This is a genomic window from Corynebacterium sp. HMSC034A01 (genome assembly GCF_001838175.1).
In the GTDB taxonomy this organism is placed as follows: Bacteria; Actinomycetota; Actinomycetes; order Mycobacteriales; family Mycobacteriaceae; genus Corynebacterium.
The window spans coordinates 71,316-92,376 of the sequence record NZ_KV835979.1 but is presented as its reverse complement, the minus strand read 5'-3'; the positions used below and the strand labels follow the sequence as shown (position 1 = coordinate 92,376).

General features: G+C 64.8%; 20 protein-coding genes. 17 read left to right on the top strand and 3 right to left on the bottom strand.

Features of this window, described 5'->3' with window-relative positions; translation table 11 throughout:
- Window positions 1-16: 16 nt before the first annotated feature.
- From HMPREF2791_RS10945 to HMPREF2791_RS10925, 5 genes are read left to right on the top strand one after another with little or no spacing between them, the layout of a single operon-like run.
- On the top strand, window positions 17-1,132 hold the full coding sequence (locus tag HMPREF2791_RS10945; protein WP_070845297.1) for a M24 family metallopeptidase: 1,116 nt from the start codon (window positions 17-19) through the stop codon (window positions 1,130-1,132).
- Window positions 1,125-1,847 (top strand): SDR family oxidoreductase, encoded by a 723-nt coding sequence (locus tag HMPREF2791_RS10940; protein ID WP_070473860.1) that lies wholly within the window; start codon window positions 1,125-1,127, stop codon window positions 1,845-1,847. Before HMPREF2791_RS10945 ends, HMPREF2791_RS10940 begins: the two co-directional genes overlap by 8 nt.
- A 26-nt stretch (window positions 1,848-1,873) precedes the next feature.
- The gene (locus HMPREF2791_RS10935) at window positions 1,874-2,419 is read left to right on the top strand and encodes an FxsA family protein (RefSeq protein ID WP_070845361.1); all 546 of its coding nucleotides are present in this window, start codon (window positions 1,874-1,876) and stop codon (window positions 2,417-2,419) included.
- Complete coding sequence (gene lnt / locus HMPREF2791_RS10930) at window positions 2,420-3,997, top strand: apolipoprotein N-acyltransferase (protein ID WP_070845295.1); 1,578 nt, start codon at window positions 2,420-2,422, stop codon at window positions 3,995-3,997.
- Between the two features lie 4 nt (window positions 3,998-4,001).
- A complete protein-coding gene (locus tag HMPREF2791_RS10925; RefSeq protein ID WP_371336025.1) occupies window positions 4,002-4,997 on the top strand; it encodes a polyprenol monophosphomannose synthase in 996 nt (331 codons plus the stop codon).
- An 80-nt stretch (window positions 4,998-5,077) separates the two neighbouring features.
- On the opposite strand, the gene HMPREF2791_RS10920 is transcribed toward HMPREF2791_RS10925, so the two are convergent.
- Window positions 5,078-5,455 (bottom strand): RNA polymerase-binding protein RbpA, encoded by a 378-nt coding sequence (locus HMPREF2791_RS10920; protein ID WP_070473852.1) that lies wholly within the window; start codon window positions 5,453-5,455, stop codon window positions 5,078-5,080.
- Between the two features lie 118 nt (window positions 5,456-5,573).
- On the opposite strand from HMPREF2791_RS10920, the gene HMPREF2791_RS10915 reads away from it, so the two are divergent.
- Together HMPREF2791_RS10915 and HMPREF2791_RS10910 are read left to right on the top strand one after the other, a co-directional pair.
- Window positions 5,574-5,921, top strand: coding sequence for a hypothetical protein (locus HMPREF2791_RS10915; protein WP_070473850.1), 348 nt, complete (start codon window positions 5,574-5,576; stop codon window positions 5,919-5,921).
- Between the two features lie 37 nt (window positions 5,922-5,958).
- Window positions 5,959-6,639 carry a YceI family protein gene (locus tag HMPREF2791_RS10910; RefSeq protein WP_070845359.1) on the top strand — a complete coding sequence of 227 codons (681 nt, stop codon included), beginning with the start codon at window positions 5,959-5,961 and terminating at the stop codon, window positions 6,637-6,639.
- Between the two features lie 150 nt (window positions 6,640-6,789).
- Here HMPREF2791_RS10910 and HMPREF2791_RS10905 read toward each other — a convergent pair whose 3' ends face one another.
- Window positions 6,790-8,109 carry an SAM-dependent methyltransferase gene (locus HMPREF2791_RS10905; RefSeq protein ID WP_070473848.1) on the bottom strand — a complete coding sequence of 440 codons (1,320 nt, stop codon included), beginning with the start codon at window positions 8,107-8,109 and terminating at the stop codon, window positions 6,790-6,792.
- Window positions 8,110-8,243: 134 nt separating this feature from the next.
- On the opposite strand from HMPREF2791_RS10905, the gene HMPREF2791_RS10900 reads away from it, so the two are divergent.
- From HMPREF2791_RS10900 to HMPREF2791_RS10880, 5 genes are all read left to right on the top strand, one after another.
- The gene (locus HMPREF2791_RS10900) at window positions 8,244-9,581 is read left to right on the top strand and encodes an NAD(P)/FAD-dependent oxidoreductase (RefSeq protein WP_070473846.1); all 1,338 of its coding nucleotides are present in this window, start codon (window positions 8,244-8,246) and stop codon (window positions 9,579-9,581) included.
- Window positions 9,582-9,909: 328 nt separating this feature from the next.
- A complete protein-coding gene (locus tag HMPREF2791_RS10895) occupies window positions 9,910-11,961 on the top strand; it encodes a pyruvate formate lyase family protein (protein WP_246825514.1) in 2,052 nt (683 codons plus the stop codon).
- A 44-nt stretch (window positions 11,962-12,005) separates the two neighbouring features.
- Window positions 12,006-12,257: an autonomous glycyl radical cofactor GrcA2 gene (gene grcA2, locus HMPREF2791_RS10890; RefSeq protein WP_070473842.1), complete on the top strand. Its 252-nt coding sequence runs from the start codon at window positions 12,006-12,008 to the stop codon at window positions 12,255-12,257.
- 3 nt (window positions 12,258-12,260) lie between these two features.
- Window positions 12,261-13,136, top strand: a complete 876-nt coding sequence (gene pflA, locus HMPREF2791_RS10885) for a pyruvate formate-lyase-activating protein (RefSeq protein WP_070473840.1) — start codon at window positions 12,261-12,263, stop codon at window positions 13,134-13,136.
- 205 nt (window positions 13,137-13,341) lie between these two features.
- Window positions 13,342-14,412: a magnesium and cobalt transport protein CorA gene (locus tag HMPREF2791_RS10880; protein ID WP_070845289.1), complete on the top strand. Its 1,071-nt coding sequence runs from the start codon at window positions 13,342-13,344 to the stop codon at window positions 14,410-14,412.
- Here the strand turns inward: HMPREF2791_RS10880 and HMPREF2791_RS10875 are convergent, their stop codons facing one another.
- Window positions 14,413-14,862 carry a PaaI family thioesterase gene (locus HMPREF2791_RS10875; protein ID WP_070473837.1) on the bottom strand — a complete coding sequence of 150 codons (450 nt, stop codon included), beginning with the start codon at window positions 14,860-14,862 and terminating at the stop codon, window positions 14,413-14,415.
- Window positions 14,863-14,914: 52 nt separating this feature from the next.
- On the opposite strand from HMPREF2791_RS10875, the gene gndA reads away from it, so the two are divergent.
- From gndA to HMPREF2791_RS10850, 5 genes are read left to right on the top strand one after another with little or no spacing between them, the layout of a single operon-like run.
- Window positions 14,915-16,384: an NADP-dependent phosphogluconate dehydrogenase gene (gene gndA / locus HMPREF2791_RS10870; protein ID WP_070845287.1), complete on the top strand. Its 1,470-nt coding sequence runs from the start codon at window positions 14,915-14,917 to the stop codon at window positions 16,382-16,384.
- A 42-nt stretch (window positions 16,385-16,426) separates the two neighbouring features.
- Entirely contained in the window at window positions 16,427-17,737 is a 1,311-nt protein-coding gene (locus HMPREF2791_RS10865; RefSeq protein ID WP_070845286.1) for a DEAD/DEAH box helicase, read from the top strand.
- 17 nt (window positions 17,738-17,754) lie between these two features.
- On the top strand, window positions 17,755-19,149 hold the full coding sequence (locus HMPREF2791_RS10860; RefSeq protein WP_070845285.1) for a hemolysin family protein: 1,395 nt from the start codon (window positions 17,755-17,757) through the stop codon (window positions 19,147-19,149).
- Window positions 19,146-20,198: a hemolysin family protein gene (locus HMPREF2791_RS10855; RefSeq protein ID WP_070473829.1), complete on the top strand. Its 1,053-nt coding sequence runs from the start codon at window positions 19,146-19,148 to the stop codon at window positions 20,196-20,198. Before HMPREF2791_RS10860 ends, HMPREF2791_RS10855 begins: the two co-directional genes overlap by 4 nt.
- Window positions 20,198-21,055, top strand: coding sequence for a 3-methyladenine DNA glycosylase (locus HMPREF2791_RS10850; RefSeq protein WP_070473827.1), 858 nt, complete (start codon window positions 20,198-20,200; stop codon window positions 21,053-21,055). Before HMPREF2791_RS10855 ends, HMPREF2791_RS10850 begins: the two co-directional genes overlap by 1 nt.
- The last annotated feature ends 6 nt before the right edge of the window (window positions 21,056-21,061 follow it).

Genomic DNA, 21,061 nt, shown 5'->3' with positions numbered 1-21,061 from the left:
ATGCTAGCGATCTACCATGGCGCACATGACTGCATTCGACTCTGATACGTACACCGCACGCCGCCAGGAAGCCGTCGAGTTGGTTAAACAGCGCGGTCTGGGTGGGCTGGTCATCGGCACCGGCGCCGAGTTCGCCTACCTCACCGGTTCCTGGACTTCCTCGCACGAGCGGCTCACCGCGCTGGTGATCGCGCCTGGCGGCACCACCGTGGTGGCACCAGTGACCGACATTCAGTCGCTGGGGCTGGAAGGCGCGGCAGACGTTGAAGTCATCGGCTGGCGCGACGGGGAATGCCCGTACAAGCTCGTGGCGGAGACGCTTGAAGATGGCACCGTGGGCCTCGGATCGTCGCTGACCGCGGACCACGTCTTCGCGCTGCAGGCGTTACTGCCTGCAACCGAGCTTGCCTCCGACGCGGTGGCGGAACTGTTCATGGTCAAAGACGCCGATGAGGCCACCGAGCTTGCGAAAGCCGGCGCCGCCATCGACCGCGTGCACGAGCGCGCCGCCGAACTGCTCCAGCCTGGACGCACGGAGCGCGAGATCGCGGACGAGCTGCACGCGCTGATTCTTCAAGAGCACGCGAACGTGCAGTTCGTCATCGTCGGCTCCGGGCCCAATGGTTCCAACCCCCACCACGACTTCTCCGACCGTGTCCTCGAGGAAGGGGACCCTGTGGTGGTGGACCTGGGCGGCGCGCTGCCGTCCGGCTACCAGTCCGACTGCACCCGCACCCACGTAGTGGGAGAGCCTGCCAAGGCGCCGAAAGAATTCCTGGAGGCCTACGGGGTGCTTGAGCGCGCGTTCGACGCCGCGTGCGCTGCCGCCAAGCCCGGCATCACTGCCGGCGAGCTCGACGCCGCTGCGCGCGAGGTCATCGCAGACGCCGGCTACGGCGAATACTTCACGCACCGCCTGGGCCACGGCATCGGCCTGTCCGGCCACGAGCAGCCGTTCATCATCGCCGGCTCCGACGTCGTGCTGCGCGAGGGCATGGCATTTTCCATCGAGCCCGGCATCTACGTGCCAGGCAAGTGGGGCATGCGCATCGAGGACATCGTGCGCATGACCGCTGACGGTATTGAACCGCTCAACCACACCCGCCGCGACCTCGGCAGCGCCAATGGCTAGCGGCACAGTGCTGCTGCTCGGGGCGCGCAGCGACATCGGCGGCGAGATCGCCGCACGCGTCTGCCAGGGCCGTGAGGTCGTGTTGGCCGCCAGGGGGAGTCGGGGCCTGGCGGACGTCGAGAAGCGGATGCTCGCCGCGGGTGCCACAGCGGTGCGCACGCTCGACTTCGACGCCACTGATCTGGACTCGCACCGGCGCGTCGTGCGCGAGGCGGGCGAGGTGACCACCGCCATCGTCGCATTCGGCATCCTCGGCGACCAGGAGCTCGCAGAGCGCGACGAGCACGAGGCCGCGCGCATCGCCACTGTGGACTACCTCGCACAGGTGAGCTTGTTGACGGTACTTGCCGACGAGATGGCACGCGGGGAGATCTTCGCCTTCTCTTCCATCGCCGGGTGGCGGGCACGCCGCGCCAACTACGTCTACGGCTCCACCAAGGCGGGCCTGGACGCGTTTTGTCAGGGCCTGATGGACCGGCTGCACGGCACAGGCCTCAGCCTCATCCTGGCGCGACCGGGCTTTGTCATCGGCTCGATGACGCAAGGCATGACACCGGCGGTGATGTCGGTGACCCCGGATGTGGTCGCGGACGCGGTGGTGGACGCCGCCGCGCGCGGCACAAGCGCCACGGTGTGGATCCCGCGGCGCCTGGCTGTCCTCGCCGCAATTATGCGCGCTGTGCCGCGGCCAGTGTGGAGGCACATGCCGAGGTAGCGGTGAGCCCAGGTACCCTCGTGGCCATGCCGATTCCTCTTCTCGCATACTTCCTCGTCGAAGCGCTCGCGTTTTTCCTGGTGGCCAAGGCCATCGGTGTGGGCTGGGCGCTTTTGGCCATCTTCGTGCTCATGATCGCCGGCGGCGCCGCTGCCAGCATGGCGCTGCGCAACTCGCTGCTGCAGGCCGCGCGTGGCCGCTCCAGCGTCGGCAAGCTCGCGGGCGACTCCGCGCTGCTCATCGGCGGCTGGACGCTTTCCGTCATCCCCGGCTTTGTCACATCGTTGATTGGCTTGCCGCTGGTGTTCGGGCCGACGCGCGCGTTGATCCGCAAAACCATGACTAAGCGGGCCCGCGCCGCGGTGGAGAACCTCGGCGTGCGCGTCTACGACGCCACCCCGATGGGGCAGTTCCAAACCAGCTACGGCTCTTTCAACCAGCCGGGCGGCGCGCAGCAGCAGAAGCCGATCATCGACGCCGACGAGCTGGAGCAGTGGTACCGCATGGACAGCCCAGAGCGCCCGCAGGATCCAGACAACGGCAACAACGGCAGCACCGGCGGAGTGCGCTAAGTGCCGGCGTTTCTCCGTTTCGGGCTCGCGGCCGTTTCCGGCTGGCTGGTTTACCTCTCGTATGAACCGATCGGCCGCTGGTGGGCCGCGGTGCTCGGCATCGCGCTGCTGTGGCTCACGCTCGTGCCGTGGCCCAGGCACGCCACCGCGGCGCTCGGCATGGCTGGGGAAGCGCAAGAGCGCCCGTCCGCGCGCTTCGGCGCGCTGATCGGGTTCACGCATGGCCTGTTTTGCTACCTGTTCCTGCTGCCGTGGGTGGGCGAGTTCGTCGGCGCCATGCCATACATCGCCCTAGCAATCACCATGGCGCTCTACGCGCTGGCCACCGGTGCGTTCGGTGTGCTGGTGGCGCGGTGGCGCTTCGGCGCGTTCGCGTTTCCGCTGGTCTACCTGGCAGTCGAGTTTGTGCGCTCCTCGTGGCCCTTCGGCGGCTTCGCGTGGGTGCGCCTGGCGTGGGGGCAGATCAACGGCCCGCTGGCCGCACTGTCGGCCTGGGGTGGGCCCGCGCTGGTCACCGTAGCCACGGTGCTCGTGGCGGTCGGGTGCATCTCGCTTCTCGACGGTTCGTCGCGCCGCCCCGCCGTAGCCGCCATCATCCTGCCGCTGGCTGCCGGCCTGATCGCCAACCTCGGTGTCGGAAAGGACAGCTCCACGGTCGAGGAGGCCCGCGTTGGGGCCGTGCAGGGTAACGTGCCGCGCATGGGGCTGGACTTCAACGAGCAGCGCCGGGCCGTGCTGAGCAACCATGTCAACGAGACGCTGCGCCTGGCTGAGGAGGCCGAGGAGTCCGGCGAAAAGCTGGACATGGTGTTCTGGCCGGAAAACGCCTCCGACGTCAACCCGTTCGTCGACGCGGAGGCCGAGGCGCTGGTGGGTGCGGCGGTGCGCGGCGTCGATACGCCCTTGCTGGTGGGCACGCTCACCCGCGACGACGTCGGCGCCCGCAACACCATGGTCGTCTTCGACCCGGAAACAGGCCCGGGGGAGCGCCACGACAAGCGCTTCCTGCAGCCGTTCGGCGAGTACATGCCGATGCGCGATTTCTTCCGGAACTTCTCCGACCTGGTGGACTTGGCGGGCGACTTCAAACCCGGCAACGACAACGGCGTGGTGCACATGGGCGACATCCCCGTGGGTGTGGCCACGTGCTACGAGGTTGCGGAGGACGAGGCGTACCGCATGGCGGTGCGTGGCGGCGCGCAGATCTTGTCCACGCCGACGAACAACGCAACCTTCGGTTTCACGGACATGACGTATCAGCAGCTAGCGATGAGCCGGATGCGCGCGATCGAAACCGACAGGGCAGTTGTGGTCGTCGCCACCTCAGGTGTCTCGGCGATCGTGCACCCGGACGGCCGCGTGTCCCAGCAGACAGAGATCTTCGAGCCCGCGCACTTGATGGAGACACTCCCGCTGCGCACCGGCACCACACCAGCGGTGCGTTTCGGGCAGATTCTCGAGTGGCTCCTTGTCGCCGCCGGTGCAGCGCTCATGGTTGCCGCAGCCGTGTCCGCGCGCCGAAGTGGGCGGGGGTATGCTCCTACCGGAGAACAACAGCGTAAATACGAGGAGAATTAGCGCCGTGGCCAACCAGACTCTGGTGATCATTCCGACCTACAACGAGGTGGAGAACCTCCCGCTTATCGTCGAGCGCGTGCTGGCTACAAAGGATGCCGTGGACATCCTCGTTGTGGACGACAACTCGCCGGACGGCACCGGCGCGAAGGCCGACGAGCTCGCCGCCGCCCACGACGAGGTCAACGTGCTGCACCGCACCGGCAAGGACGGCCTGCTGGCTGCCTACCGCGCCGGCTTCAACTGGGGCCTGGAGCGCGACTACAAGGTGCTGGTGCAGATGGATGCCGACGGCTCCCATGCGCCGGAGGAGCTGCACCGGCTTCTCGACGCGCTAGATGACGGCGCAGATCTGGCCATCGGCTCCCGCTACATCGAGGGCGGGGAAGTGGTCAACTGGCCGAAGAACCGATTCCTGCTGTCCAAGCTGGGCAACCAGTACGTCTCCATCGCCCTCGGCACCGACGTGGCGGACATGACCGCAGGCTACCGCGCCTTCAAGCGCGAAGTGCTGGAGGAGCTGGACCTGGATTCCCTGTCCACCAAGGGCTACATCTTCCAGGTGGAGATCGCGCACAAGGTGGACAAGCTGGGCTACGACATCCGCGAGGTGCCGATCACCTTTGAGGACCGCAAGCTCGGCGAGTCCAAGCTGGACGCCAGCTTCGCCACCGCCTCGCTGGCCGAGGTGACCAAGTGGGGCGCCGCGGACAAGGCCACCTTCGTCAAGGACCTGACCTCTGAGACTGTCCGCCAGTTCGTCTACGCCGTGGAGCACTCGAAGCTTTCCGACGTCCGCCGCAAGGCCGCCGACGCTCCCGAGCAGATCATCAACGCCATTGGTGAGTTCGGCTCGGTGGCCAAGCACGAGATCGACCACGCCAACCTGGGCAAGATCCAGGCTAACGCCGCCCGCCGCGTGAACGACGCGATCTACTTGGGCGAGGAGACCGTCCGCCAGGCGGTCCACGCGCTCGGTGTCGACGGCAAGCGCAAGAAGTAGCAGCCGACAATAGGGAAGTGCCCGCCTCCGCGAATTGGTTTCGCGGGGGCGGGCACTTGCGTGAGCCGTCGTAAAGCGAGCTAGCTCTCGTTGGCCTGCTGCTGCTCCTTGGCAATGCGGGCGGCGGTGCGGCGGCGCTTACGAAGCTGCTCCAGGCGCTCCTCGAGCAGGACGTCGAGCTCCTCGATGCTGCGGCGCTCACGCAGCATGTCCCAGTGGGTGCGCGGCGGCTTGGCAGGCTTGGACTCCACGCCTTCGCCCTCCATGAGGGTGCCGACCTGGCCGTTCTTGCACATCCACTCCTCGGGGATTTCGGCGTCGTCAGCGAACGGCACCTCGAACACCTCACCGTTGGGGGTGCGGTACTTCGCCATCTGGCGCGGCGCGAGATCGTGGTCGCGGTCCGTTTCGTAGCTGACTGCGCCCATGCGGCTTCCCCGAAGAACTCGATCAGCCATGGCACTCACCATCCTTTTCAACCCGTTTGTTTTCAGTCGCTCCAGTATAACGGTGCAGTTCTGCGAATTGTTCCCGGGCACTTTTGCGTAATCGACAGTTGTAATAGACTACATAACCGTGACGGATAAATTACGTGCCCTTACCAAGAAAACTGCCACATGTGCCTGGTGCGGGAAGGAAATTCCCGTAAACCGCGGCCGCGGCCGGAAACGCAAGTACTGCGGACCATCCTGCAAGCAGCGCGCCTACGAACAGCGCACCATGCTGGCCGGTACGTCGGTTGACGAGGACGCGGTGATCCTCAACCGCAACAAGGTCGCAGAGTACCGCGACCGCCTGTACGCGCTGCGGTGCGCAGCGGAGGATATCCGCACGGCAGCCGCCGAAGGTGCGAAGCCTGACGATTTGGCCCCGCTTTGTGACGAATTAGTAGAATTAGCCCAGCAACTTGAAAGGCTGAGGTGAAATCCAGGTGGAAAAAAGCGCGGCAACCAGCGCAAAGATGCGCACAACCCTCATCGTTGTCGTATCTATCTTCATCGTCGCGGCGGTGCTGGTGGCGATGATTCCGCTGCTCATGACCCTGTTTAAGGGCGGCGGCGTGAAGACAGAAGGCATCGATGCCGACAAAGTATCCGCAGCCTCCACGGAGCTTGACGGCGAATGGACGGTAACCAACCGCCCGGGCGACAACGTCACGTCCGCCGGGTTCACATTTGAAGAGGTGCTGCCGGGCGAACGCCGTAGCACCTCGGCGTCCACGCGTGCGGTCACAGGCTTTGCGACGATTGCCGAGGGCACGCTGACCGCGGGCGAGATCACCGTCGACATGCAGCACCTGTCGTCCGATAGCGACAAGCGCGACTCGTCAGTGCGTCGCCGTATCTTCCACACGGACAAGTATCCGGAGGCGACGTTCACAGTGACCCAGCCGGCTGACGTGTCCGCCATACCGGATGACGGCACTGTAGGCACTGTGGAGCTCACCGGCGAGCTGACCATCCACGGCGAGACTAACGACATCACGCAGGCGTTCGATGTTGCGCGCTCGGGCGACCGTTTGATCGTCGCCGGCGACATTCCGATCAACCGTCTGAACTACGGCGTGGAGACCCCGGAGCTCGTCGCGGCGAAAATCGCCGAAGAAGGCGAAGTGAACGTCCGTATCAACATGACCAAGTAGATAGGCTCGTTTACGTAACGTTCCAATATTAGGGGTATATGGAAGGGCGTCGGACGCGAAGAGCGCTCGGCGCCTTTTACGGTTCCACCATATATAACTGTCCGATAATGTACATTATGTCAAGTAACGTTCTGGCGGCCAAGCCTCCCGCTAGCGGCGTCCTCTCCTGTTTCTCCGCGCGAACGTGATCTGCGCCAGATCGATCATCCCCAGCCGCGCCATCGCCTCACGCAACGCGAACTGCCACACCCACAGACGGCGGAACACGGCGTCGTAGCCGTCGGCGGCCGCATCGCGCAGCTTGCCGTCGAACGTGACGCGCTGCAGGCGCAACGACGCCGCGAGGTGCTCCGGCGCCGACGTCTGCGCCACGACGCGCAGATCGGTCTCGCGGTCGACTGTCTTGCCAATCTCCGTGACCTTTGAGAAATACAGTCCCGGCCAGATATATGCTCGCAGCGACTCCAGCGCGAGATCCGCCGTGCGGTTGTACGCCTGCGTACGTACCACCGTCTGCATGGCTGCTCGCCCGCCCTGACTAAGCAGCGCGTCCACGGCCAGCAGATACTTTCTCTGCTGGCGTTGCGGCATGGTTTCAAACACCTCCATGCTCGCGACCGCGTCGTAGACACCGCTTCGTTGCTTGGCCACAGCAACCGGGCCCTCCGCAATACGGTCCACGGTGACGGATCCGTCTGTGCCCGTGAGAATCAGCCGCTCGCGCATCGCGGCGTACATACGCGAATCGCGAGTCACGGCGTCGACAGTCGCCCCGCGCGCAGCGGCCTCGAACGCTAATGCGCCGCCTCCGGACGGATACTCCAACAGATGCGTGCCGGAGACCACGTTCAGACTCTCCAAAAGGGATTCTACGCTGCGGTTTTGCGCGTCCTGCAGATCCGCCCTGTCAGACTCCATAGGAGCCCCGATTTCCGTCACGTCTACGAAATGATCGCGGGGCTCGCGACCTCTGCCGGCGCCTTTGGTATGAGACTTCATCCGCACCCGTTGCGTGGTGGCCACTCCGGTGGCGAAATGCCCCTGGAACGCGCTGAGTCCGTCGCCCGAAAAGTGAGCAACCAGATCCGGCGGCAACTCCCCTGGCGTTGCGGGCCGCACCGCGTCCACGCGGCGGGTGCGTGGGCAGTAGCCGGTGCGTATGAGGGCCGTGAGGACGTCGACAAGCTGCTGCGAACCCCCTGCCGACCACTCTCCCGCCATGTAGCCCTCTGCGAGGCCAACCCACCCGCTCGCGGCGACGCGCTGAAACACTTCAGCGCGCTCAACCGCGATGTCTGCGCCGTCTCCTTCGAACGACAGGCCCGCTTTCGCACAGGCACGAGCGAAGCCGGCCTCTGCGAGCCTCGTTCGCAACCTGCTCGGCTTCGGAATATTGGCCACCCCCGGCCACGCGTCTGCATCAACTGGTTGAAGGTGCGCGGGGATGTTCGCGGGAGTGCTCTCGGCCATTTCTCGAATGCTAGTGCGCGCAGCACTGAGATATGAGGTGCCACGGCGGAGCCTGCCCGCGCAGTTTATTGGTGGGCGCGTACTATGTATGCCGTTCCAATTAATATCGTCATTAACCCGAGGAGATATCACTCATGGCCTCTCAGGTGTACCGCCCCGAAGGTAGTCGCCACCACGTTGTCATCGTGGGCGCAGGTTTTGGCGGCGTGAATGCGGCGAAAGAGCTCGCAGACGCAGATGTCGACATCACGCTGATCAACAACACCAACCACCACCTCTTCCCGCCGCTGCTTTACCAGGTGGCAACCGGCCTGATGTCCTCCGGCGAGATCACCGGCGATGTACGCCAGATGTTCAGCGACCAACAGAACGTCCGCGTCGTTCGCGGCACCGTGGAGACCGTCGACGCTCAGGCGAAGACCGTCACCTCCGTCGAGGGCGGCAAGGAGACCACCTTCTCCTACGACTCCCTCATCGTCGCCGCAGGCGCCGGCCAGTCCTACTTCGGCAACGACCACTTTGCGCAGTACGCTCCGGGTCTGAAGACGTTGGACCACGCGTTTGAGATCCGCGCCCGCCTCATCGCAGCCTTCGAGCGCGCTGAGCTGGCGCAGACGCCGGAAGAGCGCGAGCGTGAGCTGACCTTCGTCATCGTCGGCGCAGGCCCGACCGGTGTGGAGCTGGCTGGCCAGGTGGCCGAGATGGCGCACCGCGCATTCACCTCCGGCCGCTACTCCTTTAGCACCGAGCAAGCCAAGATCTACCTGCTGGACGGCGCGCCGCAGGTCCTGCCGCCGTTTGGCAAGCGCCTGGGCAAGAAGGCACAGCGCGAGCTAGAGAAGGCGGGCGTGACCGTCATCCTCAACGCGATGGTGACTAACGTGGACGCGGACTCCGTGACCTACAAGGACATGAAGACCGAGCAGGAGACCACTATCAGCACCCCGACCAAGATCTGGTCCGCCGGTGTTGCCGCTTCCCCGCTGGGCAAGCAGATCGCCGATCAGCTCGGTGTCGAGGCCGACCGTGCCGGCAAGGTTGCGGTCAACGCCGACCTGTCCGTGGGCGATGAGCCGAACCTGTTCATCATCGGCGACATGATGAACCGCGACCGCCTCCCGGGCGTTGCGCAGGTGGCCATCCAGTCCGGCGCCTACGTGGGCAAGATCATCAAGGAGCAGGTCGAGCACGACGTCGCTCCGGAAAACCGCGACCCGTTCGAGTACTTCGACAAGGGCTCGATGGCCATCATCAACCGCTTCAACGCGGTTGTGAAGATGGGCAAGGTGGAAATCACCGGCTTCATCGGCTGGCTGATGTGGCTGGGCGTGCACCTGTCCTTCCTCACCGGCACCCGCAACCGTCTTGTGGCCGCCAGCGAGTGGACCATCAACGCGTTCTCGCGCACCCGCCACAACCTGGCGGTGACCGAGGGGCAGCTCGAGGGACCTGAGCTGGAGAACGAAAAGTAACCCTTCGCCCTCCCCTGGCGTTTCGCCGACGCCGATCCGAGCCGGCCCAGAGCCTATCTACAAAGGCTTCGGGCCGGTTCTTTCGTGCCTTTTACCCCATGACACCTGTGCGCAACGTCACACCAATCGTATTACTATTAGCCCCGAATCATCCCTTACAATGGTTTCTGAGCGGCCCGCGCTTTGAAAGTACATGGGTAAGTAAATGGGCAAGCGCAGCCGCGAGAGATCCTCAAATGCTTTAACGAAGGACTGTGCAACTGTGACTGTTTCGACAGAGCCGCAAATTGAAAACCGCGCATGGGACGGCTTCAAGCCGGGCCCGTGGATGGAACGCATCGACGTCCGCGATTTCGTCCAGCGCAACTACACCCCGTACGACGGGGATGCATCGTTCCTTGAAGGCGCCACCGAAAAAACCCTGCGCCTCTGGGATCACCTCGACAAGAACTACCTCGCCGTCGAGCGTGAGCGCCGTGTCTACGACGTGGACACAGAAACGCCCGCTGACATCGACGCCTTCAAGCCGGGATACATCTCGGAGGACGACGACGTCGTTGTTGGTCTGCAGACGGACACGCCGACCAAGCGCGCAATGATGCCGAACGGTGGCTGGCGCATGGTTGAGCAGGCGATCAAGGAGGCCGGCAAAGAGGTCAACCCGGACGTGAAGAAGATCTTCACGCAGTACCGCAAGACCCACAACGATGCCGTCTTTGACATCTACACCCCGCGCATCCGTGCGGCGCGCTCCTCTCACATCGTGACGGGCCTGCCGGATGCCTACGGCCGTGGCCGCATCATCGGCGACTACCGCCGCGTGGCTCTCTACGGTGTGGATTTCCTCATCGAGGAGAAGCAGCAGGCGAAGGACGCTTCCCTGGAGAAGGACTTCTCCGAGCACTGGGCCCGCTACCGTGAGGAGCACGCCGAGCAGATCAAGGCGCTGAAGAAGCTGAAGAAGATGGCCGAGGACTACGGCTTCGACATCTCCGGCCCGGCCACCAACGCCAAGGAAGCCGTGCAGTGGACCTACTTCGGCTACCTCGCCTCCGTGAAGAGCCAGGACGGCGCCGCCATGTCCATCGGCCGCCTCTCCCCCTTCCTGGACGCGTACTTCGAGCGCGACTTGGCCAACGGCACCCTGACCGAGGTCGAGGCTCAGGAGATCATCGACGCACTGGTGATCAAGCTTCGTATCGTTCGCTTCCTGCGCACCGAGGACTACGACCAGATCTTCTCCGGCGACCCGTACTGGGCAACCTGGACCGACGCCGGCTTCTCCGAGGACGGCCGCCACCAGGTGACCAAGACCTCGTTCCGTCTGCTGCAGACGCTGCGCAACCTGGGACCGGCGCCGGAGCCAAACATCACCATCTTCTGGGATCCGGCACTTCCGGCGGGCTACAAGGAATTCTGCGCCGCGATCTCCATCGAGACGTCGTCGCTGCAGTACGAGTCCGACAAGCAGATCCGCGACAAGTGGGGCGACGATGCCGCCATCGCTTGCTGCGTGTCCCCGATGCAGGTGGGCAAGCAGATGCAGTTCTTCGGCGCCCGCGTCAACGCCGCCAAGGCCCTGCTCTACGCCATGAACGGCGGCCGCGACGAGGTCACCGGCAAGCAGGTCACCGACGGCGACCACACCCCGATTGAGGGCGACGGTCCGCTGGACTTCGACGAGGTCTGGCAGAAGTACGAGGAGATGCTCGACTGGGTTGTCGGCACCTACGTCGAGGCTTTGAACATCATCCACTACTGCCACGACCGGTACGCCTACGAGTCCATCGAGATGGCGCTGCACGACTCCGACATTGTCCGCACCATGGGCTGCGGCATTGCCGGCCTGTCCATCGTGGCCGACTCCCTGTCGGCGATTAAGTACGCGAAGGTCACCCCGGTCCGCGACGAGACTGGCCTGATCGTCGACTACGTCACCGAGGGCGAGTTCCCGTTCTACGGCAACGACGATGACCGCGCGGACGACATCGCCGCCACGGTGGTGCACACGGTGATGCAGAAGATCAAGGCGATCCCGCTCTACCGCGACGCCATCCCGACCCAGTCGGTGCTGACCATCACCTCCAACGTGGTCTACGGCAAGGCAACCGGTTCGTTCCCCTCCGGCCACAAGGCTGGTACCCCGTTCGCACCGGGCGCTAACCCGGAGAACGGCGCGGACAACCACGGCATGGTCGCGTCCATGCTCTCCGTGGGCAAGCTCGACTACAACGACGCGCTGGACGGCATCTCGCTGACCAACACGATCACTCCGACGGGCTTGGGCCGCAACAAGGACGAGCAGGTGACCAACCTGGTCGGTGTCCTGGATGCTGGCTTCATCATGGACAACGCCGACACGGTCATCAACCCCGCCTAACTCAGACTTCCCATCCACCTTTCCACTCTGAAGGAGAAAACATCATGACCACCCCTACTTTCGACGAGCGCCTCGCTTCCATGAAGGCTTCCCGCTCCGCTAACAACATGGACTCCGGCCTGTACCACGCCAACATCAACGTGCTGGACGAGTCCACGCTGGAGGACGCCATGGAGCACCCGGAGAACTACCCGAACCTCACCGTTCGCGTCTCCGGCTACGCCGTCAACTTCGTCAAGCTGACGAAGGAGCAGCAGCGCGACGTCATCTCCCGTACCTTCCACAAGGGCGCTTAATATATGGCGCAGGACGGAACTAGCGGCGTCGTCACGCTTGCGCCCGAACAGGGCGAGCGCGTGCGCGGCGTCGCTGCCGGTTTAGGCGGACTGTCCACCGACGACCTTGAGATCACCCGCCCCGAGCTGTTTGAGGCCCGCCGCACAGGCGAAATCGGACTCATCCACTCGTGGGAGCTGGTCACAGCTGTCGACGGCCCCGGCACCCGGATGACCATCTTCTTGTCCGGTTGCCCGCTGCGGTGCAAGTACTGCCACAACCCGGACACGATGGAAATGAAGGACGGCACGCTCGAGCAGATCGACGATGTCGTGCGCCGCGTGCTTCGCTACAAGCCGGTGTTCAACGCCTCCGGTGGCGGACTGACCCTCTCCGGCGGTGAGCCGCTGTTCCAGATCGCGTTCACTCGTCGCCTGCTTAAGGCAGTCCACGACGCTGGTGTGCACACCACGATCGACACCTCCGGATTCCTCGGCTCCCGCCTGACGGACGAGGACCTGGACAACATCGACCTGTTCTTGCTGGACGTGAAGTCGGGTCTGCCCGACACGTACGAAAACGTCACCGCGCGCCAGCTGCAGCCGACGATCGACTTCGGCGACCGGCTGCACGAAAAGGGCAAACCGGTGTGGATCCGATTCGTGGTCGTGCCCGGCCTGACGGACAGCGAGGACAATGTGCAGGCCGTGGCCGACATCGTCGCACGCTGGAAAGGCACCGTGGAGCGCGTTGAGGTCCTCCCCTTCCACAACATGGGCGAGGACAAATGGAACCGCATTGGCATGGACTACGAGCTCAAAGGGGTTACTCCCCCGTCGCCGGAGTCCGTGGAACACGTCCGCGAGATCTTCCGCAGTCGCGGTCTGAACGTGTTCTAGCCAGGTCCTTAGCAGGCGCTAACTCGCATTGAGGGCGGTTGTCGGAAACGGGGTTGTGCAGTTTTGCACCCCCGTTAGACAACCGCCCGTTAGCGCGTAATATCACCTAAGTTGTCTGGCGCGCCCGCAGCGCGCTCTCCCGCCGCACAGGGGCGAATGCTTCAAGCCTCGAGCCCCTCGTACCAGTGAAAGGGGGCTTGAAGCTATGCCGCCTCGTATCCCGATGCCGGGGCAACGTCCAAAGAAGGTACAGCCCCCCACGCGCAGCATTCCGGTCCCCCTTGAACGCCAGATCGACTTCTGCCGCGTGTTCGTGGACGGCAAACGCCAGCCAGGCAATGTGCGTATGGCGCATGCGCTGGAGGTTGTGGAGCGCTACGAAAATGCCTTCGTGTGGCTCAGCCTGAAAGAGCCGTCTACGGAGCAGATGGAAAAGATCGCAGAGATCTTCGACATCGAAGACCTCGTGGTCGATGACGTTGTGGACGCTCACCAGCGCCCGAAGATCGAGCGCCACGACGAGCAGCTGTTCATGGTCGTGCGTTCGGTGTCCTACCGCGACGATGAAGAGGTCGCGGACGCCCGCGAGATCATTTCCACCGGCGAGGTGCAGATGATTGTCAGCGAGAAATTCGCCATCACCATTCGCCACGGCGCGCACCTGCCGGATCTGACCCCGAAGATCGAGGACGAGGAGGATCTGGCCGTGCTCGGCCCCACCGCCGTCGCTTGGGCGGTGTCGGACTACTTGGTGGACAACTACCTCAAGGTCACCGACCTGTTGGAAAACGACGTGGACGAGCTGGAAAATGAGGTGTTCACGCCGCGCCGGGACATCAACATCGACAAGATCTACACCTACAAGCGTGAGATTTTGGAGATGCGCCACGCGATCGATCCGCTCGCACCAGCCCTGCGCAACGGCCTCACCAACAACAAGGACTTCATGCGGAAGGTTCTGCGCACCTACTTCCGAGATGTGCAGGACAACTCCACTATCGTCAGCGACCGCCTGTCTGGCTTCGACGAGCGTCTGACGTCGCTGCTCGATGCGTCGGTTGCCAAGATCACCATGCAACAGAACTCGGACATGCGCACGATCTCCGCCGTGGTGGGCATGGCTGCGGTGCCGACGCTGGTCGCCGGTATTTACGGCATGAACTTCGAGGTCATGCCGGAACTGGGCTGGCGCTACGGCTACCCCGGCGCCCTTCTGGTGATGGCCTTGGCTATCTCGGCGATGTGGTGGTGGTTCCGTAAGAACAACTGGCTGTAGCTAGCTGTTCAGCACCATCAGCTTCAGGTTGGTGACGGCCGCGAGCTTGCCGTCGGCGGTCATCTCGACGCGCCACAGGTGCGTGCGCTTGCCGACGTGCACGGGTTCGGCCACCGCACGAATCGTCTGGCCTTCCCGCACGCTGCCGAGCAGGTCCGTGTAGTTGCTCATCCCCACCGCGGGCTTTGCACTCGCTGCCACGGCGGCGATGGAGGCCAGCGTCTCCCCGATCACGCAATACAGCCCGCCGTTGACGATGCCGGTGGGCTGCAGGTGCCGTTGTTCCACCTGGAGTTCTCCTTCTAGACGGTCCTTGGAGCAGTACGTCAGCTTCAGCCCGAGGGTTTGGGCGAAGTCGAACTCGACGGAGTTGATGAACGCGAGTTCTTCGTCGGTGAGCGGGACCTCGATGACCTCTTGGTACAGGCGCAGATTCTTCTCCTTTTCCATGCCGGCCAATCATACGGGCGCGAGCGGATGCGCCCCGCGTAGAATTCGGCGTATGACTGCTAAACGCGACGGTGAACAGCTTGCTCAAATCGGTGTTGTCGGCATGGCGGTGATGGGCTCCAACCTTGCCCGGAACTTCGCCTCGAAGGGCCACACGGTGGCCATTTTCAACCGCTCCCCGGAGAAGACCCGCGCGGTTGTGGACGAGTTTGGCCACGAGGGCAACTTCATCCCCTCTGAGACGATCGAGGACTTCGTCGCATCGCTCGAGCGCCCCCGCAAGGCCGTGATCATGGTCCAGGCCGGCGCGGCGACGGATGCGGTGATCGCCCAGCTCATCGAGGCGATGGATGAGGGCGACATCATTATCGACGGCGGCAATGCCCTGTTCACGGACACCATCCGCCGCGAACGCGAGGTCGCCGCGGCCGGCCGCCACTTCGTCGGCGCCGGCATCTCCGGCGGTGAGGAGGGCGCGTTGCGCGGGCCGTCCATCATGCCGGGCGGACCGGTGGAGTCCTGGGAGACCCTCGGGCCGCTTTTGGAGGACATTTCCGCGAAGGTGGACGGCACCCCGTGCGTGACCCACATCGGCCCGGACGGTGCCGGCCACTTTGTCAAGATGGTGCACAACGGCATCGAGTACGCCGACATGCAGGTCATCGGCGAGGCCTATCACCTGCTGCGCTACGCGGCGGGCCTTGAACCGGCGGAAATCGCGGACATCTTCACGGAGTGGAACAAGGGCGACCTGGATTCCTACCTCATCGAGATCACCGCCGAGGTGCTGCGCCAGGTGGATGCTCGCACCGGCAAGCCGTTCATCGACGTCATCGTGGACGCAGCCGGCCAGAAGGGCACCGGCCGCTGGACGGTCAAGGAGGCCCTGGACCTCGGCGTGCCCACCACCGCCATCGGCGAAGCCGTCTTTGCACGTGCGCTGTCTTCTGCCCTGGCGCAGCGCGAGGCGGCTCAGGAGGTCGGGTTGCCGGCGGGTGAGACGACGACGTTGGAGACCGTAGGCGTCGATAAGCAATCGTTCATTGAGGACGTGCGGCGCGCGCTCTACGCCTCCAAGCTGGTGGCGTACGCGCAGGGCTTCGACGAAATCAACGCCGGCTCCCAGGAGCACAACTGGGACATCAAGCCGGGCGATCTGGCGCGCATCTGGCGCGGCGGCTGCATCATCCGCGCGAAATTCTTGGACCGCATCACCGAGGCGTACGAGAAGGACCCGGAGCTGCCGTCGCTGCTGTTGGACCCGTACTTCAAGGGCGAGCTGGACAAGGGCCTGGTGGATTCCTGGCGCCGCGTGGTCATCACCGCGACCCAGCTGGGTCTGCCTGTGCCGGTGTTCGCATCCTCGCTGTCCTACTACGACTCGCTGCGCACCAAGCGCCTGCCGGCTGCCCTGATTCAGGGCCAGCGCGACTTCTTCGGCGCCCACACGTACAAGCGCGTGGACGCGGAGGGCACGTTCCACACCACCTGGTCCGGCGAGCGAGAGGAACTGAGCTACTAGCTCGGCTTTTCCCGGTACCCCTGACCGCGTAGACTGCACCGAATGACTACTTTCGCCGACCTCGGTTTGCCCCGGGCCATTGTCAACGTCTTGAGCAAACAGGGCATCACCGAGCCCTTCCCCATCCAGAAGGCGGCGATTCCCGACGCGCTCGCCGGTCAGGACGTGCTCGGCCGCGGGCCGACGGGCTCCGGCAAGACCTTCACATTCGGCCTGCCCATGCTGGCGCGCCTCGCCGGCAAGCCGAGCACCCCGGGCCACCCTCGCGGGCTGGTGCTGGCTCCGACGCGTGAACTTGCCGCCCAGATCCGCGAGCGCCTGGACGACCCGGCGGCCGCACTGGGTCTGCGCGTGCTCGACGTCGTGGGCGGGGTGAACATCAACCACCACATCCGCTCCCTGGCCTCTCCGGTGGACCTGCTTGTGGCTACCCCCGGCCGGGCCGAGGACCTGATCAACCAGAAGAAGCTCTTCTTCGACGCAGTGGAGATCACCGCGCTCGACGAGGCGGACCAAATGGCGGACATGGGCTTTTTGCCGCAGGTGCGCAAGCTTTTGGACCGCACCCCGAAAGACGGCCAGCGCCTGCTGTTTTCCGCCACCCTCGACGGGGACGTGGAAAAGCTCATCCCCCGCTACATGCACGATCCCGTGACCCACTCCACCGCCCCGGTGCAGGCCGCGGTGAACACGATGGACCACTACCGCCTCCTCGTGGGCGGCCGCGAGGAGCGCAACGAGATCGCCCTGCAGATCGCTGCGCGCGAGGGCAAGACGATCATGTTTATGCGCACGAAGCACGGTGTGGACCGCCAGGTGAAGAAACTGCGCCGCGCTGGCATCCACGCCCAGGGCCTGCACGGCGACAAGGGCCAGGGTGCACGCACCCGCGCACTGGAGGGCTTCGCCGACGGCTCCACCCCGGTATTAGTTGCAACAGACATCGCCGCGCGCGGCATCGACGTCGACGACGTCTCCCTGGTCGTGCACGTTGACCCGCCCGCGGAGCACAAGGCGTACCTGCACCGAGCCGGCCGCACGGCGCGCGCGGGCACGTCCGGCACCGTGGTCACACTCGTGATGGACGACCAAACCAAGGAGGTTGCGCAGCTTTTGCGCAAGGCTGGCGTTAACGCGCCCGAGGTTCGGGTGGCTCCGCTGTCGGAATCCTTGGTTACAATCACCGGTGCACGCAAACCGGAGGGCGCGCCACTGCCTCCGCCGGGCCAGCCCCGGCGGACCAAGAAGCCCGCCGCCTCCGGCAACCGGAGCCGCAATGCTAACCGCGGCCGCGGAAACAACCGCAGCCGCGCTCGCCGCTCAGACCGAAGTCGAAGGAGCAACGGCCGCTAAGGCACAGACCACCATCCATGGACATATTCTTATCCATTCTCGCCCTGCTGGCGTTCGTGGTGCTCACGGCGTCGACCGGGCTTTTCGTCGCAATCGAATTTGCCATGACCGGCCTGGAGCGGTCCACGATTGAAACTCACGTCAAAGAGCGCGGCGACGGCACGGCGCGTGCGATTGCGCGCGACCATGCGAACCTCTCGTTCGTCCTTTCCGGCGCGCAGTTGGGCATCACGGTGACCACACTCGCCGCCGGTTTCCTGGCGGAGCCGGTGCTGGGCAAGTTCTTTACTCCGGCGCTGGAACTCGTTGGCCTTTCGGCGAACGCGTCCACCACTGTCGCGCTCATCCTCGCGCTAATTGTGGCGACGTTTTTGTCCATGGTCTTCGGCGAGTTGGTGCCGAAAAACGTCGCCATCACGGACCCGTTGAACACCGCCCGCGCCGTGGTGCCTCCGGTGCACTACTTCAACACGGCGACCAAGCCGTTTATCCTCTTCCTCAACACCGCCGCGAACTGGGTGGTGCGCAAGATGGGCATCGAGCCTGCCGACGAGCTCGCCTCGGCCCGTTCCTCCCAGGAACTCGGCGCGATGGTGCGCAACTCCGCTGAGGCTGGCGGGCTGGATGCGGCAACTGCGGCCGTGATCGACCGCTCCTTGCGCTTCGGCGAGACTACCGCTGAGGAAGTGATGACGCCGCGCTCGACCATCGACTCGCTGGACGCCGAGGACACGGTCGCGGACCTGATCACGTTGGCGCGCGAGACTGGCCACTCCCGCTTCCCCGTGCGCCGCGGCGACTTGGACGACACGCTGGGCGTGGTCCACATCAAGGACGCTTTTTCTGTCCCGCACGAGTTCCGTTCCACGACGAAGCTGGCTTCATTGGCGCGACGTGTGCCGTTCGTGCCGGGCACGCTTGACGGCGATTCTGTGCTCAACCGCGTGCGCTCGGCCGGATCTCAGGTGGTGTTAGTGGCCGACGAGTACGGCGGCACCCAGGGCCTGGTCACCATCGAGGACCTCGTGGAGGAGATCTTGGGCGAGGTCTACGACGAATACGACGACGAGGAAAGCGAAAAGGACTTCATACGCTTCGGCACATCCTGGGAGGTCGCAGGCCTCGTGCGTCTGGACGAGTTGGAGGAACGCACCGGATTTGCCGCGGTAGACGGTCCCTACGAAACCCTCGGTGGTCTGATCATGGCCACGCTGGGGCGCATCCCCGAGCTTGGCGACGAGGTAGTGCTGCGCACCGCCAGCGCAGCGAATTTCCAGGAGGAGTTCCAATCCGGCGGCGCCGGCAACTGGCTGGCGCAGGTCTCCGAGATGGACGGCCGCCGCATCGACCGCGCCCTGCTGCGACCAATTCCTCCTGAACACGAGACCGGAGAGGAGGTGGAGGCCAAGTGAGTATCTGGCTCGCAGTACTGCTCATCGTCGCGCTGCTCGGCGCCAACGCGTTTTTCGTGGCGGTCGAGTTCGCCCTCGTCTCCTCCCGCAAGGACCGCCTGGAATCGCTGCTCGCACAAGGCAAGACCAAGGCCGAGGGCGTGCTCTACGCCACCGAGCACCTCTCTATCTACCTCGCTGGTGCGCAGTTCGGCATCACTGTGGCGTCGCTGATTCTGGGCAAGGTGGCCGAGCCCGCAATCGCCTCGTACATCGAGGCGCCGTTTATGGCCCTGGGCATGCCCGCGGACCTGCTGCACCCGGTCGCGTTCATCATCGCCCTGCTGATCATCTCGTTTCTGCACATCCTCTTCGGCGAAATGGTGCCGAAGAACCTGGCCATTGCGGGACCGGAGAGCATGGCCATGTGGCTGACGCCGGCGATGACACTGTGGATGAAGCTCACTCGCCCTCTGCTGGAGTTCCTCAACTGGGTCGCGCGTAAGACGCTGCTGCTGTTCGGCATCGAGCAGCGCGACGAGCTGGAATCCACCGTGGACCAGGAACAGCTGGCCAGCATGATCCAGGAGTCGCGCGAGGAAGGCCTGCTCGACGCCGAGGAGACGGTGCGCCTGGCCAAGGCGCTGCGCCAGGATTCCCGCCAGCTCAAGGAAGCGATGATCCCGCTGGCGCAGGTCACCACCATCCCGTACGACCCGCGCGGCATCCGCCTCTCCGTCATCGAGCAGGCGGTGCAAGACACCGGATATTCCCGCTTCCCCGTACGCATCGACGCCAGCTCGCTCGCCGGCTATGTCCACGTCAAAGACATCCTGGACCTGATGGAGTTCCCGCAGGGCGACCCGCGCGTCTCGCTCAAGCGCATCCGCCCGTTAAGCACCGTCGAAGCTAATCAGTCCATGGACGACGCGCTCGCCCAGCTGCACCGCCGCTCCGCACACATGGCGGAGGTGCACGACAACGGCAAGCTCGTCGGCGTGGTCGCCCTGGAAGACCTCATCGAGGAGTACGTGGGAACGGTCTCCGACTGGACGCACGAGGGCGAATAATGCAGGTGCTCACGCCCGAGGAGTACCTGCCGCGCATGGACGCGCACGCCGCCCGCGCCGAGCGCTGGACCGCGCCGAGAGTGGCCCGCAGGGCGCGCGGCCAGTACCACCCCGTGTGGGACTTCCTCTTCGATTACTACCCGCAGCGCCCCGCACACCTGAAGCGGTGGCACCCGGGTGCCGGCGTCGCGCTCGAAGACGCCGCCTCACTCCCCCACGCCGGCTGGCGCGACTATGTCTGTGACAAGGGCACTGTGCTTCTCGACGTCCACAGGTTCCTCTCCCACCGCCACGCCGACGTGGAGGAGGCGGAGGCGATCCTTCGGTCCGTCGATAGGCGTGAAGCCCACTTCGACTGCTTCGGCATGCACGAGTGGGCGATGGTGTACCGCACCGACAACCCGCGCCACAGCCTGCCGCTGCGCCTAGGTCCTGAGGGCACGAACGCCGTGGTGGAGGCGCACAACGTCAAGTGCACGCACTTCGACGCCTTCCGGTTTTTCACCCCGGCGGCGCGGCCGCTGAATCTCACCGTGCTCACGCGCGAGGGGCAAGCGGACAACGACCAGGCGGGCTGCGTGCACGTGAGCATGGACCTGTACAAGTGGGCGATGAAGCTCGGCCCGCTCGTGCCCGGCGAGCTGCTCATGGACTGCTTCGAGCTGGCCGCCGATGCCCGCCGCCTGGACATGGAGGCATCGCCCTACGACTGCCGGGGGCTAGGCTTCGGCGTGGTGGCCGTGGAAACGCCTGAGGGCAAGGCGGAGTACGTCGCCCGCCAGCGCGAGCTGAGCCGCCGCGCACAACCCCTGCGCCAGCGGCTTGTCGCGGTCATCGACGCCGCCTATGACGGCTAGACTCGA

Excerpts from the sequence above, each read along its gene's own strand:
- HMPREF2791_RS10945 (WP_070845297.1), top strand. The coding sequence starts at position 17 with ATGGCGCACATGACTGCATTCGACTCTGATACGTACACCGCACGCCGC.
- HMPREF2791_RS10940 (WP_070473860.1), top strand. The coding sequence starts at position 1,125 with ATGGCTAGCGGCACAGTGCTGCTGCTCGGGGCGCGCAGCGACATCGGC.
- HMPREF2791_RS10935 (WP_070845361.1), top strand. The coding sequence starts at position 1,874 with ATGCCGATTCCTCTTCTCGCATACTTCCTCGTCGAAGCGCTCGCGTTT.
- HMPREF2791_RS10920 (WP_070473852.1), bottom strand. The coding sequence starts at position 5,455 with ATGGCTGATCGAGTTCTTCGGGGAAGCCGCATGGGCGCAGTCAGCTAC.
- HMPREF2791_RS10910 (WP_070845359.1), top strand. The coding sequence starts at position 5,959 with ATGCGCACAACCCTCATCGTTGTCGTATCTATCTTCATCGTCGCGGCG.
- HMPREF2791_RS10905 (WP_070473848.1), bottom strand. The coding sequence starts at position 8,109 with ATGGCCGAGAGCACTCCCGCGAACATCCCCGCGCACCTTCAACCAGTT.
- HMPREF2791_RS10900 (WP_070473846.1), top strand. The coding sequence starts at position 8,244 with ATGGCCTCTCAGGTGTACCGCCCCGAAGGTAGTCGCCACCACGTTGTC.
- HMPREF2791_RS10895 (WP_246825514.1), top strand. The coding sequence starts at position 9,910 with ATGGAACGCATCGACGTCCGCGATTTCGTCCAGCGCAACTACACCCCG.
- grcA2 (WP_070473842.1), top strand. The coding sequence starts at position 12,006 with ATGACCACCCCTACTTTCGACGAGCGCCTCGCTTCCATGAAGGCTTCC.
- pflA (WP_070473840.1), top strand. The coding sequence starts at position 12,261 with ATGGCGCAGGACGGAACTAGCGGCGTCGTCACGCTTGCGCCCGAACAG.
- HMPREF2791_RS10880 (WP_070845289.1), top strand. The coding sequence starts at position 13,342 with ATGCCGCCTCGTATCCCGATGCCGGGGCAACGTCCAAAGAAGGTACAG.
- HMPREF2791_RS10875 (WP_070473837.1), bottom strand. The coding sequence starts at position 14,862 with ATGGAAAAGGAGAAGAATCTGCGCCTGTACCAAGAGGTCATCGAGGTC.
- gndA (WP_070845287.1), top strand. The coding sequence starts at position 14,915 with ATGACTGCTAAACGCGACGGTGAACAGCTTGCTCAAATCGGTGTTGTC.
- HMPREF2791_RS10865 (WP_070845286.1), top strand. The coding sequence starts at position 16,427 with ATGACTACTTTCGCCGACCTCGGTTTGCCCCGGGCCATTGTCAACGTC.
- HMPREF2791_RS10860 (WP_070845285.1), top strand. The coding sequence starts at position 17,755 with ATGGACATATTCTTATCCATTCTCGCCCTGCTGGCGTTCGTGGTGCTC.
- HMPREF2791_RS10850 (WP_070473827.1), top strand. The coding sequence starts at position 20,198 with ATGCAGGTGCTCACGCCCGAGGAGTACCTGCCGCGCATGGACGCGCAC.